16 protein-coding genes are annotated in these 15,225 nt (G+C 41.3%); 14 read left to right on the top strand and 2 right to left on the bottom strand.

What is annotated here, in order from left to right:
• Nucleotides 1-64 precede the first annotated feature (64 nt).
• The gene (gene tsaB, locus HMPREF9455_RS12605; RefSeq protein ID WP_006800090.1) at nt 65-769 is read right to left on the bottom strand and encodes a tRNA (adenosine(37)-N6)-threonylcarbamoyltransferase complex dimerization subunit type 1 TsaB; all 705 of its coding nucleotides are present in this window, start codon (nt 767-769) and stop codon (nt 65-67) included.
• Between the two features lie 189 nt (nt 770-958).
• Between tsaB and rnr the strand changes: the two genes are divergently transcribed.
• The 7 genes from rnr (at nt 959) to obgE (ending at nt 8,393) form a co-directional block, all read left to right on the top strand.
• Nucleotides 959-3,109, top strand: a complete 2,151-nt coding sequence (gene rnr, locus HMPREF9455_RS12610; RefSeq protein ID WP_006800091.1) for a ribonuclease R — start codon at nt 959-961, stop codon at nt 3,107-3,109.
• A gap of 122 nt (nt 3,110-3,231) precedes the next feature.
• Nucleotides 3,232-4,401, top strand: coding sequence for an acyltransferase family protein (locus HMPREF9455_RS12615; protein ID WP_006800092.1), 1,170 nt, complete (start codon nt 3,232-3,234; stop codon nt 4,399-4,401).
• 397 nt (nt 4,402-4,798) lie between these two features.
• Entirely contained in the window at nt 4,799-4,942 is a 144-nt protein-coding gene (locus tag HMPREF9455_RS21395; protein ID WP_157256601.1) for a hypothetical protein, read from the top strand.
• Between the two features lie 160 nt (nt 4,943-5,102).
• Nucleotides 5,103-5,795, top strand: a complete 693-nt coding sequence (locus tag HMPREF9455_RS12620; RefSeq protein WP_006800093.1) for an AIM24 family protein — start codon at nt 5,103-5,105, stop codon at nt 5,793-5,795.
• A gap of 149 nt (nt 5,796-5,944) precedes the next feature.
• Nucleotides 5,945-6,484, top strand: coding sequence for a hypoxanthine phosphoribosyltransferase (hpt, locus tag HMPREF9455_RS12625; protein ID WP_006800094.1), 540 nt, complete (start codon nt 5,945-5,947; stop codon nt 6,482-6,484).
• 67 nt (nt 6,485-6,551) lie between these two features.
• A complete protein-coding gene (locus HMPREF9455_RS12630) occupies nt 6,552-7,124 on the top strand; it encodes an adenylate kinase (RefSeq protein WP_006800095.1) in 573 nt (190 codons plus the stop codon).
• Between the two features lie 111 nt (nt 7,125-7,235).
• Complete coding sequence (obgE, locus tag HMPREF9455_RS12635; protein ID WP_044216252.1) at nt 7,236-8,393, top strand: GTPase ObgE; 1,158 nt, start codon at nt 7,236-7,238, stop codon at nt 8,391-8,393.
• 84 nt (nt 8,394-8,477) lie between these two features.
• Here obgE and HMPREF9455_RS12640 read toward each other — a convergent pair whose 3' ends face one another.
• Nucleotides 8,478-9,017, bottom strand: coding sequence for a hypothetical protein (locus HMPREF9455_RS12640; RefSeq protein WP_006800097.1), 540 nt, complete (start codon nt 9,015-9,017; stop codon nt 8,478-8,480).
• A gap of 46 nt (nt 9,018-9,063) precedes the next feature.
• Between HMPREF9455_RS12640 and pgeF the strand changes: the two genes are divergently transcribed.
• The 7 genes from pgeF to HMPREF9455_RS12675 all read left to right on the top strand — a co-directional run bounded on the left by pgeF (nt 9,064) and on the right by HMPREF9455_RS12675 (nt 15,225).
• Nucleotides 9,064-9,873 carry a peptidoglycan editing factor PgeF gene (gene pgeF, locus HMPREF9455_RS12645; protein WP_006800098.1) on the top strand — a complete coding sequence of 270 codons (810 nt, stop codon included), beginning with the start codon at nt 9,064-9,066 and terminating at the stop codon, nt 9,871-9,873.
• A gap of 48 nt (nt 9,874-9,921) precedes the next feature.
• Nucleotides 9,922-10,959: an agmatine deiminase family protein gene (locus tag HMPREF9455_RS12650; RefSeq protein WP_006800099.1), complete on the top strand. Its 1,038-nt coding sequence runs from the start codon at nt 9,922-9,924 to the stop codon at nt 10,957-10,959.
• 11 nt (nt 10,960-10,970) lie between these two features.
• Nucleotides 10,971-11,195, top strand: a complete 225-nt coding sequence (locus HMPREF9455_RS12655) for a hypothetical protein (RefSeq protein WP_006800100.1) — start codon at nt 10,971-10,973, stop codon at nt 11,193-11,195.
• Nucleotides 11,196-11,247: 52 nt separating this feature from the next.
• Nucleotides 11,248-12,123, top strand: a complete 876-nt coding sequence (locus tag HMPREF9455_RS12660; RefSeq protein ID WP_006800101.1) for a carbon-nitrogen hydrolase — start codon at nt 11,248-11,250, stop codon at nt 12,121-12,123.
• Nucleotides 12,124-12,126: 3 nt separating this feature from the next.
• Nucleotides 12,127-12,858, top strand: coding sequence for a hypothetical protein (locus HMPREF9455_RS12665; protein ID WP_006800102.1), 732 nt, complete (start codon nt 12,127-12,129; stop codon nt 12,856-12,858).
• A 373-nt stretch (nt 12,859-13,231) separates the two neighbouring features.
• Complete coding sequence (gene pta, locus HMPREF9455_RS12670; RefSeq protein WP_006800103.1) at nt 13,232-14,242, top strand: phosphate acetyltransferase; 1,011 nt, start codon at nt 13,232-13,234, stop codon at nt 14,240-14,242.
• A 17-nt stretch (nt 14,243-14,259) separates the two neighbouring features.
• The gene (locus HMPREF9455_RS12675) at nt 14,260-15,225 is read left to right on the top strand and encodes a 3-hydroxyacyl-CoA dehydrogenase family protein (protein ID WP_006800104.1); all 966 of its coding nucleotides are present in this window, start codon (nt 14,260-14,262) and stop codon (nt 15,223-15,225) included.

A 15,225-nucleotide genomic window follows, 5' to 3' on the forward strand; every position in this document is an offset into this window, starting at 1 on the left:
TTTGCAGTCATTCGCATATAAGATGATCAGCTAATAATTAGTAATTATCGAAAATATTACTTTACTACTTCATATCGGTCAACACCTTATTTTTAGGAGTAGTAGCCACGAATTCCTTCAGATAGAAAGGTTCGAAGTAGGCCACATCTTCAAAATCTCCGGCAGCATAGGCTTCCTCTGCCAGACTGATCATATCCAAAGCGCGCGGATAGACATTGTCTAAGAACAAAGCCGTTTCACTTTTCAATACAGTCTTACATTTTTCCGCCCCATTACCAAAGAAAAGAATCCTGCCTTTATTCAGATAATCAGCAAAGGAGTCTTCGTCAATAATATCGGCGCTAACAGGACGAACTTCCTGTAATTCTTTATTTAACAATACATCGTACACTTCCATTCTGCGGGCATCTATCATCGGGCAAAGCAACGTGTAATCCTGTAAATCTTTCATTTTAGATACGCCGTTTGCCATTATTTTTAAAGAATTAAGGGCAATCAACGGAATATTCAGCCCAAAGCAAAGCCCCTTCGCCTCCGATACACCAATACGAAGCCCTGTATATGAACCTGGCCCACAACTAACTGCCACGGCATCCGGTTGCAGATTCTGCGCGCGAAGGATTTTCACGGCTTCATCTACAAATGTTCCTAACAAAACGGCATGGGAAGGTCCCTTTGTTTCTTCCTTTTGAAAAATTACTCGTCCATCTCTGGACACCACTACTGAACACACTTCTGTAGCTGTTTCTATATTTAATATGCAAGGCATAATCTTATATTTCAGTTAATTCAAAAACAAAATTACATAAATTCTGACAAAAGTATTTCATTCACAAAGAATCAGATGTACAATTTAATTCTTTTTTGTACATTTGGTATTTAGTATGACAACCGGGGAATAACATTCTCAACCCGTTAATGTTTGCCCGATAATAGAAATTAATGAAATAAATCACATATGAGTAAGAACAAAGCTCCTCACAAAACTGATAAAAGAAAAACAAAAACAGATATCGTAAATAGCGTCGTAAACTTTTTCAATAGAAATTCAACAGAATCATTCAGCCCGAAGCAAATCACAGAAAAGCTGGGATTCAAAAAGCCTGCTGAAAAACAATTAATTAACAATATCCTCTACAACCTGCTCGAAGATGACTTCATCGTAGAACCTGTACGTGGAAAATATAAATCGAATAATCGCGGACTTTTTCTTGAAGGCACATTTGAAAGAAGAAGTAACGGAAAGAACTTTTTCAAACCGGATGACGAAAGCAATAATATCTTTATAGCTGAACGAAACTCGGCGCATGCCATGAACGGCGACCGTGTAAAAATACAAATATTGGCCAAACGCAAAGGACGTGATACGGAAGGCGAAGTACTGGAAATACTCGAACGTAAGCAAACAACCTTTGTAGGCACACTGGATGTTCAGAAACAATTCGCATTTCTGGTGATGGACAGTAAAATACTGGCTAATGACATATTTATACCCAAAGACAAACTGAATGGAGGTAAAGACGGGGACAAGGCACTGGTAGAAATCGTGGAATGGCCTCAGAAAGCAAAGAATCCGATAGGGAAGGTATTGGACATACTGGGCCAGGCCGGAGAGAATAATACGGAAATGAATGCTATCTTAGCCGAATTTGGCCTGCCATACAAATACCCTGAAAAGATAGAGGCTTTTGCCAACAAAATACCGGATGAAATCACTCCGGAAGAAATCGCGAAGCGTGAAGATTTCAGAAATACGCTTACATTTACAATAGACCCGCGCGATGCAAAAGACTTTGATGACGCCCTTTCGATCAAACAGATAAAAAATGGTCGTTGGGAAGTCGGAGTACACATTGCCGATGTGACACACTATGTTCAGGAAGGCGACATTATAGATAAAGAAGGCGAAAGCCGGGCCACCTCTATTTACCTGGTAGACAGAACCATCCCTATGCTCCCCGAACGGCTCAGCAACGGGCTGTGTTCGCTTCGTCCGCATGAGGATAAGTTATGCTATTCCGCTATATTCGAACTTGATGACGATGCGAATATAAAGAAAAGCAGAATTGCCCGCACAGTCATACATTCCGACAGACGCTTCACATATGAAGAAGCACAAGACATTATCGAAACAGGTGAAGGAGACTACAAAGATGAAATACTCAAGTTGAATGACCTTGCAAAAAAATTAAGGGGTAAACGTTTCGATAACGGAGCAATAGCATTTGACCGCCATGAAGTAAGATTTGAAATAGACGAAAAAGGAAAACCAATCAGTGTATACTTCAAGTATGCCAAGGATTCAAATAAACTGATCGAGGAGTTCATGCTTTTGGCCAATCGTACTGTTGCCGAATTTATCGGGAATGTACCGAAAAATAAGAACGCAAAAACATTTGTTTACCGTATCCACGACCTGCCGAATGCGGAGAAGATGGAGAACCTTTCTGAATTTATCCGCCGGTTTGGCTATAAAATAAAGGTGGACGGATCGAAAACAAACGTTTCAAAATCCATCAATCATTTATTGGATGAGGTAAGCGGCAAGCCGGAAGAAAACCTGATTTCTACCATTGCCATACGCGCCATGGCCAAAGCGATATACTCTACGGTAAATATCGGACATTACGGGCTGGCATTTGAGTATTACACTCATTTCACCTCCCCTATCCGCCGTTATCCCGATATGATGGTTCACCGTTTACTTACCCGCTATATGGATGGCGGGCGCAGTGTGAGCAAACAACTTTATGAAAGTAAATGCGAACACAGTTCGGAGATGGAACAACTGGCTGCCAATGCTGAAAGAGCATCTATAAAATACAAACAAGTGGAATACATGTCCGACAAACTGGGACAAGTATTCGATGCGGTTATCTCAGGAATTACAGAATGGGGCTTATATGCCGAAATCAATGAGAATAAATGTGAGGGTATGATTCCTATCCGTGACCTGGATGATGATTTCTACGAATTCGACGAAAAGAATTATTGTTTGCGCGGACGCCGCAACAAACGCACTTACAGTCTGGGCGATCCTCTGAAAATAAAAGTAGCCCGGGCAAATCTTGAACGTAAACAACTGGATTTTGCCTTAGTGGAAGAGTAAACATATAAAACAGCACGCCGGTTTGATGTTAAAACCGGCGTGCTGTTTTGCAGAAATACTTAAAACAACTACTTTCGTATTCTGCATACCGTTAACATTATTTCTAACAGATACATAAGAAAATGACACAAAAACCTTCAGGAAGACTATTGTCTCTCGATGTACTCCGTGGCATCACAATTGCCGGAATGATAATGGTGAATAATTCGGGATCAGGAGAGTATACCTATGCTCCGCTAAAACACGTTGCCTGGGATGGACTGACACCTACCGACCTCGTATTTCCGTTTTTCATGTTCATCATGGGAATATCCACTTATATTTCCTTGCGGAAATTTAATTTCGAGTTTAACACGCCAACTCTTTTAAAGATTCTTAAACGAACGATTGTCATATTCTTAATCGGACTCGGTCTTTCATGGCTCGGATTATCATTCCGTACGTATCACATGCTGGAGCCTGACAATCTGGGATTCTGGGAACGCTTTTTCAGGGCTATAACGGACTTCGGGCATCTCCGCACGTTAGGTGTTATGCAGCGACTGGCATTGACTTACGGTGCAGCATCCATCATTGCCATTACCGTAAAGCACAAATACATCCCATATATAATAGGTACGACATTACTGGCTTACTTTCTGCTGCTTGCCTTCGGAAACGGGTTCGAGAAAAGCGAAGACAGCATTGTATCCATAGTAGACCAGGCTATATTGGGCATAAATCACATGTACAAAGATTCGGGACTGGCTATAGATCCTGAAGGATTATTAAGCACCATTCCTGCCATAGCCCACGTTCTCATCGGATTCTGTTGCGGTGCACTTATTATGAATACAAAAGACAATGACAAACGGATATCCCAGCTATTCATTGTCGGCACGATACTCACTTTTGCGGGATTTCTGCTCAGTTACGGATGTCCTATCAACAAGAAGATATGGACACCTACATTTGTCTTGGCTACATGTGGTCTGGCCTCTCTGCTTCTTGCTTTATTGATATGGATAATCGACATAAAAGGACATCGAAAATGGAGTGTATTCTTTGAATCGTTCGGGGTTAATCCTCTCTTTATATATGTTATGGCCGGAGTGCTTGGCACCTTAGCCTATCAGGCAGTATTCCCTTACAATGGGGAATATATCTCGGCCAAAGGGTATATATATTCCGTTCTGTTACAGCCATATCTGGGCGATTATTTCGGCGCCTTGATATATGCTCTTATTTTTGTAGGTATCTGCTGGGTGGTAGGAAATATTCTTTATAAGAAAAATATCTATATAAAGATATAATTAATTCCAATTAGTAGTTAAAGTAATTATTGTAGTATAAAATTGTTGGATTTTTTTCTGCTGCACTTCGTTCCGCTTAAACATTCATTTTGGCATTGCCCAAAACGAACCAAAAGGCTAGCGCTCCGCTCCTCGGCGACCCAAAACCGTTTCGTCGGCTGAATCAAACAAACGGGCTATCGCCCCGTTTGATTCTACGCCGTCAGCAACGGATTGGGTACCCCGCCTGCGTCACTAATGCGCAAGGGCTGACGCACGTGGGGCTAAAGCCTGAAAAGACACAGTTCTGTCGCCGCATCGCGGTAACGGCCTCGGCCCTCAGGCGGGGTACCCAATCCGTAAAGCGGAGGTGTAGGGCAAAATAGGATAGCTGCTATACACGGCTGATAATCCGGCTATGGATGATTCCGTATTATTTTGCCCCACCGCAGCTGCGGTTTTGGGTCGCCGAAGGGATGCAGCCTTGATTTTTGTAACTTTTTATCAAGAAAAAGTTAAGAAAAACAAGCCGGCAGGCGCGTTAGATAAAATAGAACATTAAATCTCAACTACTGATTCGCATAATTAAGTTATTGCAAAAAACTACCCTGACAGGATAATATTATTTTCATGTTCAGGATAATTTCTCTACTTTTAGAACTTTAAAAAGTAACATATACAAACAAATCAGTTTAATCTATTAATTTTTAAAACCTTACACTATGAACAAGTATTCCATTAAGGCTTTCATTGAAGAAACAGCACAAGACGAGTCGAAAAATGACTTTTTCCAATTAGAAAGTCCCCATATGCTCGAGCTTAACATCAACAACCAGACTGTAATGTTGAAAAAAGGAGCAATGGTAGCTTATACCGGAAACGTGAAATTTGAAAGAGAAGGCATGCTGAGCAAAGGTATCGGCAACCTGCTTAAAAAAACCATGTCGGGAGAAGGTACTACAATGATGAAAACAACAGGTACAGGACGCGTTTATGCAGCCGATGTAGAGAAAAGAGTGCGTATCTTGTATCTGGAAAATGAATCGATCAATGTGAACGGCAACGATATCCTTGCACACGAAGAAGGAGTTAAATCGGAAGTGAAAATGATGAAAAGTGTTGCCGGTATCATGGGTGGAGGATTATTCCAGGCACGTCTGAGCGGAACCGGACATATTGCCATCACAACTCACGGCAACCCGATGACATTGATCGTGAAACCGGGACAACCAGTCTTTACAGACCCTAATGCAACAGTTGCATGGTCGGGCAATCTTGCCCCTCAGATGAAAACTGACATTTCTCTTAAAACATTTATAGGAAGAGGTAGCGGCGAAAGTTTCCAGATGATGTTCGAAGGTGATGGATGGGTTATTATCCAACCATGCGAAGAAGTATATGGAGCTCCTCAGTAAACATTTATTTCAGATACTTATAGAAACGGGACAACGGAAGTTTTCCCGTTTTTTCTTTTTTAGACATTTAAAATACCATCATTATGATAGACAATTAACTGATTTATGCTACTTTTGCAGTTTAATAACAATTTAGAGTAAAATCATCTATGAAAACGGTGACTATTAAGGATAAAGAATTTGATCTTTTTCTCACAGAAGAAGTTATAGAAAAAGCAATTGACAATGTAGCTGCCAGATTAAATAAAGATTTGGCCGGCAAAGACCCTTTATTCATTTGCGTGCTAAACGGTTCGTTTATGTACGCCTCTGAATTGATGAAGCGTGTATCTATCCCTTGTGAAGTATCTTTTGTAAAGATGTCGTCTTATAAAGGGACTTCTTCAACCGGAAAAATAAAAGAAATATACGGACTGGAAGAAGACATTAAAGGACGGACAGTTGTCATTGTGGAAGACATAGTAGATACAGGCTATACAATGTCATTGATGCTGGAGCAGTTGGTTTGTGACGAACCCGAAAGCATACTGGTAACCACACTTTTACTTAAGCCTGACGCATTAAAACATGATATAAAACTGGATTATGTGGCCTTGGAGATACCCAGCGATTTTATCGTTGGCTTTGGCCTGGATTACGACGGATACGGACGTAATCTTCCGGATATATATAAAATAAAAAACTCTTAAATATAAATCTTACAGGCCTGCCCTTACAATTGTGTAATCCGAGCCTGTAACATGTAACTTAATTAATATGTTGAATATTATAATTTTTGGAGCCCCAGGCTCAGGAAAAGGCACTCAAAGCGAGAACCTCATCAAGAAATATAATCTGGCACACATCTCTACAGGCGATGTTTTACGCGCTGAAATGAAGAACGGAACAGAACTGGGTAAGCTGGCTGAAGGATACATCTCGAAGGGGCAACTTGTACCCGACGACGTAGTTATCGGTATGCTGGCAAATGTGCTGGACAGCAAGAAAGATGCTTCCGGAGTTATCTTCGATGGGTTCCCACGCACTATTGCCCAAGGCGAAGCATTGGAAAAGATGCTCAAAGAAAGAGGACAGGATGTATCTGTTGTTGTCAGCCTCGAAGTGGACGAACCGGAACTGATAGACCGCCTTATCAAACGCGGACAACAATCGGGACGGTCAGATGACAATCTGGAAACAATCAAATCCCGCCTCGATGTTTACAAAAATCAAACATCTCCGCTAAAAGAACATTATAAAAACACAGGAAAACTTGCATCTATAAAGGGAGTAGGTACTGTGGAAGAAATCTTCGGTCTTATAGCTGAGGCTGTAGACAAAGTGAAATAATATTCCCCAATATAAAAGGAAGTTATAGGAACTATCTTATAACTTCCTTTGTTATCTAAATACAAATCAAAAGTTTCCCTTACAATACAAGCAGGAGACAACCAAAACAGTATGGCAGATTCAAATTTTATAGATTACGTCAAAATTTATTGCCGTTCGGGCAAGGGTGGTAGAGGATCGACTCACTTCCGTCGTGAAAAGTACATACCTAAAGGAGGCCCTGATGGTGGAGATGGCGGCGATGGTGGTCATGTGATATTACGGGGCAACCGGAACTTATGGACATTACTCCACCTGAAGTTTCAACGCCATATTCTTGCAGGACACGGAGAAAGTGGTTCCGGCAGGTTAAGTTCCGGCAAAAAAGGTGAAACCAAGATAATCGATGTCCCTTGTGGAACAGTGGCTTATGATGCCGAAACGGGAGAATATCTATGTGATGTAACCGAAGACGGCCAGGAGGTTATCATGCTGAGAGGTGGTAAGGGCGGCCGTGGAAACAACCACTTCAAAACGCCAACTAATCAGGCACCACGGTATGCTCAACCGGGAGAACCATATCAGGAACGCAGAGTGATATTAGAGCTTAAAGTATTGGCCGATGTGGGGCTGGTCGGATTCCCGAATGCAGGCAAGTCTACCTTACTATCGGTAATGACTGCTGCGAAACCCAAAATAGCTAATTATCCGTTTACTACGCTCGAACCGAAGATAGGAATTGTCAGCTACCGTGACTACAAATCGTTCGTCATGGCCGACATTCCGGGTATTATAGAGGGAGCAAGTGAGGGTAAAGGCCTGGGATTACGCTTCCTGCGTCATATCGAGCGGAATTCATTATTATTGTTCATTATAGCTGCCGATGCGGACGACATTCATCAGGAATATAGGGTTCTCCTCAACGAACTGGCTCAGTTCAATCCCGAATTACTGGATAAACGGCGGGTACTGGCCATATCTAAATCCGACATGCTGGACGAAGAACTGATGGAAGCACTGGAAGCCGATCTGCCGGAGATACCTCATATCTTTATTTCATCCATAACAGGCTATAACCTGGTAGCACTGAAAGATTTATTGTGGCGTGAACTGAATGCAGACGGAGAATATCAGAAATCATTCAATATAACACATCGCAATCTGGATATAAAGACCGTAGAGTTTGATGAAGAAGATGACTCTATACCGGAAGATGACTACGAGGAAGAAGACTGGGACGAGGAAGAGGAAGTGGACGGATTCTTCTACGAAGAGGATGAAACAGAATAAGGGTATGGACTTTTGATCCGTCTGCCTCATAATAAAATAAGGCCTGCCGAAAACATCTGGCAGGCCTTAACTTTTAATTCATCATCAGGAAAAAGCGTTTTTCGCAGACTTTCTTTCTCTTTTCAATGATTCTTTCTGCGATTTATAAGTATCTTTCAAAGACTCCAATCTTGCTTTTTTCTCTGATTTACTCAAATTATCATTATCTCCTATGGCATCCTTTTCTGCTTCATAGCGTTTTTCAAGAGCGTCCAGTTTATGCTCATATGTATCTCCGATGATATCTTTCAGTCCATCATTTTTTGACATTTTCCCGTATTTATTCTCAAATACGTTAACCTGCTTTTTAGTCAGTATTTTCTCTATATCCGATTTATGCTTTAGGGCCAAAGCACGTTTACGTTGCCCTTTTTCATAACCCGAAATGATTCTGTCTCGGCCAATTGCCTGAAACTGTTTCTTTACCTCTCTTTTCAATTCCTTGATTTGTGCTGCTTGAGCAGATGAAAGCTGCAAATCTTTATAGACCTCTATATTGTTATAATACAAAGATTCATCTCCCGTTTGCGCATATGTCGCAGACGAAGAGGCAAGAATAAATAATAATAACAAAATCTTTTTCATAACTTTATGTAGTTTAATAAATTCATTATAAGTAAAAAAGCTAATTATGGAATATTTCTCTCTAAATAATATCGGACTCTTCCGCTTCTCTATATTTCCCAACTCTAATCTGTTTCATTTTTCATCCAGCATAAAAGGAGGAGTTAGCACAGATACATACAGTTCCCTCAATCTTAGCCTGTACTCAGGAGATAATCCTGATCATGTGAAAGAGAACAGAGAACGTATTGCAAATGTAGCGGGCATTTCTGTAGAAAATCTGTATATCCCTTACCAAACCCATCATGACAGAATATTCATTGTAGACGAACAGTTTTTAAACCTTAATGATGAGGAAAAAGAAAAAAAGTTACACGGTATAGATGCCCTTATCACTAACCGGAAAAATATATGCATAGGAGTTACTACTGCCGACTGTGTGCCGGTATTGATATACGACCCGCACAAAGAAGTATTGGCTGCCATTCATGCGGGATGGAAAGGTACTGTTGAGCGGATTGCAGAAAAGACCGTGATAAAAATGACTGAACATTTTGGCTGTAATCCCAAAGACCTACTTGCAGGCATAGCGCCATGCATATCTCAGGAACGCTTCGAAGTGGGTGAAGAAGTAGTAGAAATCTTTCAGGAAGCAGGTTTTCAAATGGAGGATATTGGTTACCGGAACACCGCGACCGGAAAAATGCATCTGAATCTGCAGCAGGCAAATAAACTTATTTTGAATGATGCAGACATACCTGTTCAGAATATTGAAATTGCAAATCTCTGTACCTATTCGAATCCTCAGCTATTTTTCTCTGCCCGACGTCAGACTATTCACTCAGGACGAATGGTTACAGGTGGTATATTAAGATAATTATTTTGTATTTTTGTTATCTGATAAACTTTTTAGAATAAAAAACGAATGGCTCACCCTATACTTTTACCACCCGAATGGTATCCCCAAAGCGCAATACAACTCACATGGCCTCACATTGGTACCGATTGGGAATATATGATCGAAGAAGTAACCGCCTGTTATGTAAACATAGCGACAGAAATACTAAAAAGGCAAAAGCTTATCATAGTATGCTATAATGCCGAAAGCGTAAAGTTTGAATTGAGAGGGCACAAAGAATTATTTAGCAATCTCACGCTGGTTGAATTACCTACAAACGACACCTGGGCACGTGACCATAGTGGCATATCGGTTATTAAGGATGGTAAAAAACACGTATGTGATTTTACGTTCAATGGATGGGGATTGAAATTTGCATCTAATTTCGACAATCAGATAACCAGAGGATTATTTTCAAAAAGGATATTCGCCTCCGATGTAGAACTGATAAACAAAAAAGATTTTGTACTCGAAGGCGGAGCAATCGAATCGGACGGAAAAGGGACTCTGCTCACCACATCAGAATGTTTGTTATCTCCAAACCGAAATTCATACCTTTCCAAAGAAAGCATAGAAGAATATCTGAAAGAAGCCTTTGGACTCGACAGAGTATTATGGCTCGACCATGGCTACTTTGCGGGGGATGATACCGATAGCCACATCGATACACTCGCCCGTTTTTGTGACGAACACACGATAGCTTATGTAAAATGTGAAGATAAATCGGATGAACATTACGACGCTCTTTCTAAAATGGAAGAACAACTCAAAACATTTACCGATTATATGGGAAACCCATACAAACTGGTAACTCTACCTATGGCAAAGCCTGTGTATGACGAGGATAATCAAAGATTACCTGCGACATATGCCAATTTCCTTATTATGAATAATGTGGTATTGCTACCGTTCTATGACGATAAGGAAAGAGACGAAGAAGCTCGGAAGCAACTGCAAAAGGCTTTTCCGGCAAGAGAGATTATTGGGGTGGATTGCTCGCCGCTGATAAGGCAGCATGGCTCCTTACATTGTATTACAATGCAGTATCCCGAGGGTTTTATCTAAATATTATTCAGATGAAAGATCAGAAAGCATTATTGTTCAGATGCATAAAGAATGACATACCTGCAATGGTTTTTTCGGGGAATGATATACTGTTCCTGCCTCTACTGAAAAGATATTACGAAGACGCTAAGAAAGGTGGCTGTACACAGGAATTTCTGGATGATATACAACTGCGAATAGAAGAATTCGAAAAACATATAGAAATGTCGCCCGATACAATTAAGTTGCCGGATTAAGTAATTAATGTGCCAATGGGGCGAAGCGCTAAAAACTTGTAACTAAAATAATATGAAAATAGGAATTATACAGCAGGCCAATACGCCGGATATAAAACAAAATATAAATAACCTGAAAGATAAAGTCAGGGAAGCTGCAAAACAAGGGGCACAACTTATCGTTTTGCAAGAGTTACATAATTCACTGTATTTCTGTCAGGTAGAAGATACTAATATTTTCGACCTTGCCGAAACAATTCCCGGCCCGTCGACTGACGAGTTTGGAGCACTGGCAAAAGAACTCGGAGTCGTTATTGTCCTCTCCCTCTTCGAGCGCCGTGCACCGGGCTTGTATCACAATACGGCTGTGGTAATGGAAAAGGACGGGACCATTGCCGGAAAATACCGCAAGATGCACATTCCCGATGATCCTGCCTATTATGAAAAATTCTATTTCACTCCGGGAGACCTGGGATTCAAACCCATTGAAACATCTCTGGGGAAACTGGGTGTACTGGTTTGCTGGGATCAGTGGTACCCTGAGGCTGCCCGCCTGATGGCAATGGCAGGAGCCGATTTACTCATCTATCCTACAGCCATAGGCTGGGAATCGACCGACTCGCAGGAAGAAAAAGACCGCCAGCTAGGGGCATGGGTAATCTCCCAACGGGGACATGCCGTAGCAAATGGACTGCATGTGGTATCTGTCAACCGTACAGGTTATGAACCAGACCCGTCGGGACAAACAAATGGTATAACATTCTGGGGAAACAGCTTTGTGGCTGGCCCTCAGGGAGAAATACTATGGCAGGCTACGAACGACAAAGAAGAAGTCCGGATGGTGGAAATAGATATAAAACGCTCCGAACAGGTAAGACGCTGGTGGCCATTCTTTCGGGACAGACGTATCGATTATTTCGGGGATATAACAAAACGGTTTATAGATTAATCAATGTTACGAAACTTCGCAATACTTACACTCTCCCTTTTGTTTTCCTGTTCCTCAAAGGCAAACAAGCAGGAAGATAATGTGGAGATTAAAGAAGTAACAGAAGTTCAACAGCCTTCGAAATCTTATTCCGAACTGAAAAAAGAAATCCTCGAAACAAGGGATCTTTTCAGAAAGGAATACGAAATGAACAAAAGCAATAAAGAAAGCCAGGATAGCATTGTGAGTAAAGCACAAAAATATTTGTTAGCTATCTCTGATGATTTCTTCCTGTCGTGGTACGGTACGCCGTGGACATTTCACGGACATAGCCAGACTCCGAAAGAAGGGAGTATTGCCTGCGGTTATTTTATTACCACTACCCTGCGCGATATGGGTTTTAATATCCCCCGTATAAAGTGGGCGCAACAGGCATCGGAATATTTGATAAAAAAAGTATCAACAGATATCAGGCGTTTTCAACAAAAGCCGATGAAAGATGTTATAGCCTATATGGAATCGAAGGGCGAAGGATTATACATTGTCGGGCTGGATTCTCATGTAGGTTATATTTATTATATAAATGATAAAATGTCTTTTGTACATGCCAACTATTATAAGCCTAAAATCGGGGTAATGTCAGAGCCCCTGATAGGGCGTAATCCTTTAAATGATTCGAAATACAAGGTTATCGGAAAGGTTTTTGACAAGGATATGGTCAGAAACTGGATACTGAATATTCCTTATTCCGATTAAATTAACTGTAGCCAGAGACGGCCCCCTGATCAGCTTTTCGGAACAATATTTCTCGGAATGAAAATTTATCAAGGAGGTATAAAGTGACAGATAAGAATATATGCGAAAGATACAAAACCGGCCAGGTTTTAAGATAATAATTGAATAAGTTGTAAATACTAAAATAATGGCTATTATTTACTTCCGGTTGCCCATATTAAAATCTTTTTACGCATTTATTCCTACTCGTTTTTTTAGTATATTTTGCATTTAAAACGATTATTCCTACGCAAAAATGCAATCTCTAGTTTGCATTTTTAGTATATTTGCGCACGCGTAAAAAAATCACGTGATATCCCGTTTGCACAAGAACACAAGTAAAAACATCTATTATATGGACTTAATTAAACAAATTGTAGAAAGGGCCAAGGCAAACAAACAACGTATTGTCCTTCCCGAAGGAACAGAGGTAAGAACTATAACAGCTGCCGATCAGTTATTAGCAGACGGAGTTGCTGAAATTATTCTTATAGGGAATACAAAAGAGGTAAAGGAACTGGCAGCAAGTTTGAACCTGAAAAATATAGACAAAGCAACAATTCTTGACCCTCAGAACTATGAAAAGAAGGAAACTTATACCAATCTCCTTTTCGAATTGAGAAAAGCCAAGGGCATGACAATTGAGCAAGCCTCTAAACTGGCCGAAGACCCATTGTACATCGGTTGCCTGATGATAAAGAACGGAGACGCCGACGGAGAGATAGCCGGCGCACAAAATACGACAGGCGATGTGCTTCGTCCTGCGCTTCAGATTATAAAAACAGCACCCGGAATCAGTGTGGTCTCAGGTGCTTTTTTAATGTTTACAACTCAGAAACAGTACGGTAAAGACGGGTTGCTTGTTGTAGCCGATTGCGCTGTTACACCTGACCCTACCTCATCTCAATTGGCTGAGATCGCAGTCGCAACAGGCCAGACAGCCCGTGCATTGGTCGGGGAAGAGCCTCAGGTAGCCATATTGAGTTTTTCGACAAAAGGAAGCGCAAAACATCCGATGGTAGACAAAGTAATAGAAGCAACCCAGCTTGCACAGAAAATTGACCCGACAATGAATATCGACGGGGAATTGCAGGCCGATGCAGCTTTAGTGCCGTCTGTAGGTCAGCAAAAAGCACCCGGCAGTAAAGTCGCAGGACATGCCAATGTACTTGTTTTCCCTTCACTCGAAGTGGGAAATATTGCATATAAACTAGTTCAGCGTTTGGGTAATGCAGAGGCTGTTGGCCCTATTCTGCAAGGAATGGCAGCTCCGGTAAACGACCTTTCGCGCGGATGTTCAGTGAGTGATGTTTATAACATGGTGGCTATAGCGGCAAATCAGGCCATAGCGGCAAAGAATAAGTAACAATCAATAAATTATATATGGCAGAAATCATAGAACCTATTGAAGAATACGGGTTAAGCAATAAACATAAGAAAAGGTCTCTTTTCTCCAAAATCGGAGTTGTAGGCTGTGGGCGTGATGGCAGACATATTGTTAGCCTTACGGCTTTATCGGGGATGGAGGTTGTTTTCATAGAAGTTTCGGAAGAAAGAATTCAGGAAGCACTCAAAGATATTGGCCACGGACTGGATACCAAGATTGAAAACTGGGGTTTGACCCAAAGTGAGAAACGAGCCACTATGGGGCGTATAAAAGGCTCTCTCAATTACAGTGACCTCAAAGGATGCGACTTTGTGATAGAATGTATCCGTTACGAAGCGAACGGAGAACGCAGCACCGAACTTCGTAAGGAGGTTTTCAGAAACCTGGAACTGGTACTAGCTCCCGATGCGATTATTGCCACGAACGCCACTACTGTCATTATAAGCGAGCTGGCAGCAGAACTGACGCATAAAGCGCGCTGCATAAGCCTTCATTTCCCTATTACACATACCGATGCCCGTCTACTGGAAGTAGTAAGAGGTACATTTACATCACAAGAGGCAGTAGATAAGATATATCTGTTTGCCAATATGATTAAATATACGCCGATTCCGGTACATGAAAGCAGTGGTCTTGTGAGTTTCCGCCTGATGATAATAATGCTGAACGAGGCATGTAATATCTGGATGGAAAATGTGGCATCGCTTGAAGATATAGACAAAGAATTCACTATTATTTACGGCCAGCGTTATGGTATCTTTCACCTAGCCGATATCGTAGGCATTGAGAAACTGGTTATGCTGATGGAAGACATGTTCCATGAATACGGGGACAAAAAATATAAGGCTGCTCCGATTTTGTGGCGCCTGTACCGTTCTAAGCAGTTAGGCGTATCTTCGGGAAGAGGATTCTATGTCTATGATGAAACAGGAAAACAACTTGGTCCAAACAATTTAATTTAA

Source organism: Dysgonomonas gadei ATCC BAA-286 (assembly GCF_000213555.1).
Lineage (GTDB): Bacteria > Bacteroidota > Bacteroidia > Bacteroidales > Dysgonomonadaceae > Dysgonomonas > Dysgonomonas gadei.

Coding starts and splice junctions, on each gene's coding strand:
- HMPREF9455_RS12665 (WP_006800102.1), top strand. CDS start 12,127: ATGTTACGAAACTTCGCAATACTTACACTCTCCCTTTTGTTTTCCTGT.
- HMPREF9455_RS12675 (WP_006800104.1), top strand. CDS start 14,260: ATGGCAGAAATCATAGAACCTATTGAAGAATACGGGTTAAGCAATAAA.
- pta (WP_006800103.1), top strand. CDS start 13,232: ATGGACTTAATTAAACAAATTGTAGAAAGGGCCAAGGCAAACAAACAA.
- HMPREF9455_RS21395 (WP_157256601.1), top strand. CDS start 4,799: ATGGATGATTCCGTATTATTTTGCCCCACCGCAGCTGCGGTTTTGGGT.
- HMPREF9455_RS12620 (WP_006800093.1), top strand. CDS start 5,103: ATGAACAAGTATTCCATTAAGGCTTTCATTGAAGAAACAGCACAAGAC.
- HMPREF9455_RS12615 (WP_006800092.1), top strand. CDS start 3,232: ATGACACAAAAACCTTCAGGAAGACTATTGTCTCTCGATGTACTCCGT.
- HMPREF9455_RS12640 (WP_006800097.1), bottom strand. CDS start 9,017: ATGAAAAAGATTTTGTTATTATTATTTATTCTTGCCTCTTCGTCTGCG.
- HMPREF9455_RS12650 (WP_006800099.1), top strand. CDS start 9,922: ATGGCTCACCCTATACTTTTACCACCCGAATGGTATCCCCAAAGCGCA.
- rnr (WP_006800091.1), top strand. CDS start 959: ATGAGTAAGAACAAAGCTCCTCACAAAACTGATAAAAGAAAAACAAAA.
- hpt (WP_006800094.1), top strand. CDS start 5,945: ATGAAAACGGTGACTATTAAGGATAAAGAATTTGATCTTTTTCTCACA.
- tsaB (WP_006800090.1), bottom strand. CDS start 769: ATGCCTTGCATATTAAATATAGAAACAGCTACAGAAGTGTGTTCAGTA.
- pgeF (WP_006800098.1), top strand. CDS start 9,064: ATGGAATATTTCTCTCTAAATAATATCGGACTCTTCCGCTTCTCTATA.
- HMPREF9455_RS12630 (WP_006800095.1), top strand. CDS start 6,552: ATGTTGAATATTATAATTTTTGGAGCCCCAGGCTCAGGAAAAGGCACT.
- HMPREF9455_RS12655 (WP_006800100.1), top strand. CDS start 10,971: ATGAAAGATCAGAAAGCATTATTGTTCAGATGCATAAAGAATGACATA.
- obgE (WP_044216252.1), top strand. CDS start 7,236: ATGGCAGATTCAAATTTTATAGATTACGTCAAAATTTATTGCCGTTCG.
- HMPREF9455_RS12660 (WP_006800101.1), top strand. CDS start 11,248: ATGAAAATAGGAATTATACAGCAGGCCAATACGCCGGATATAAAACAA.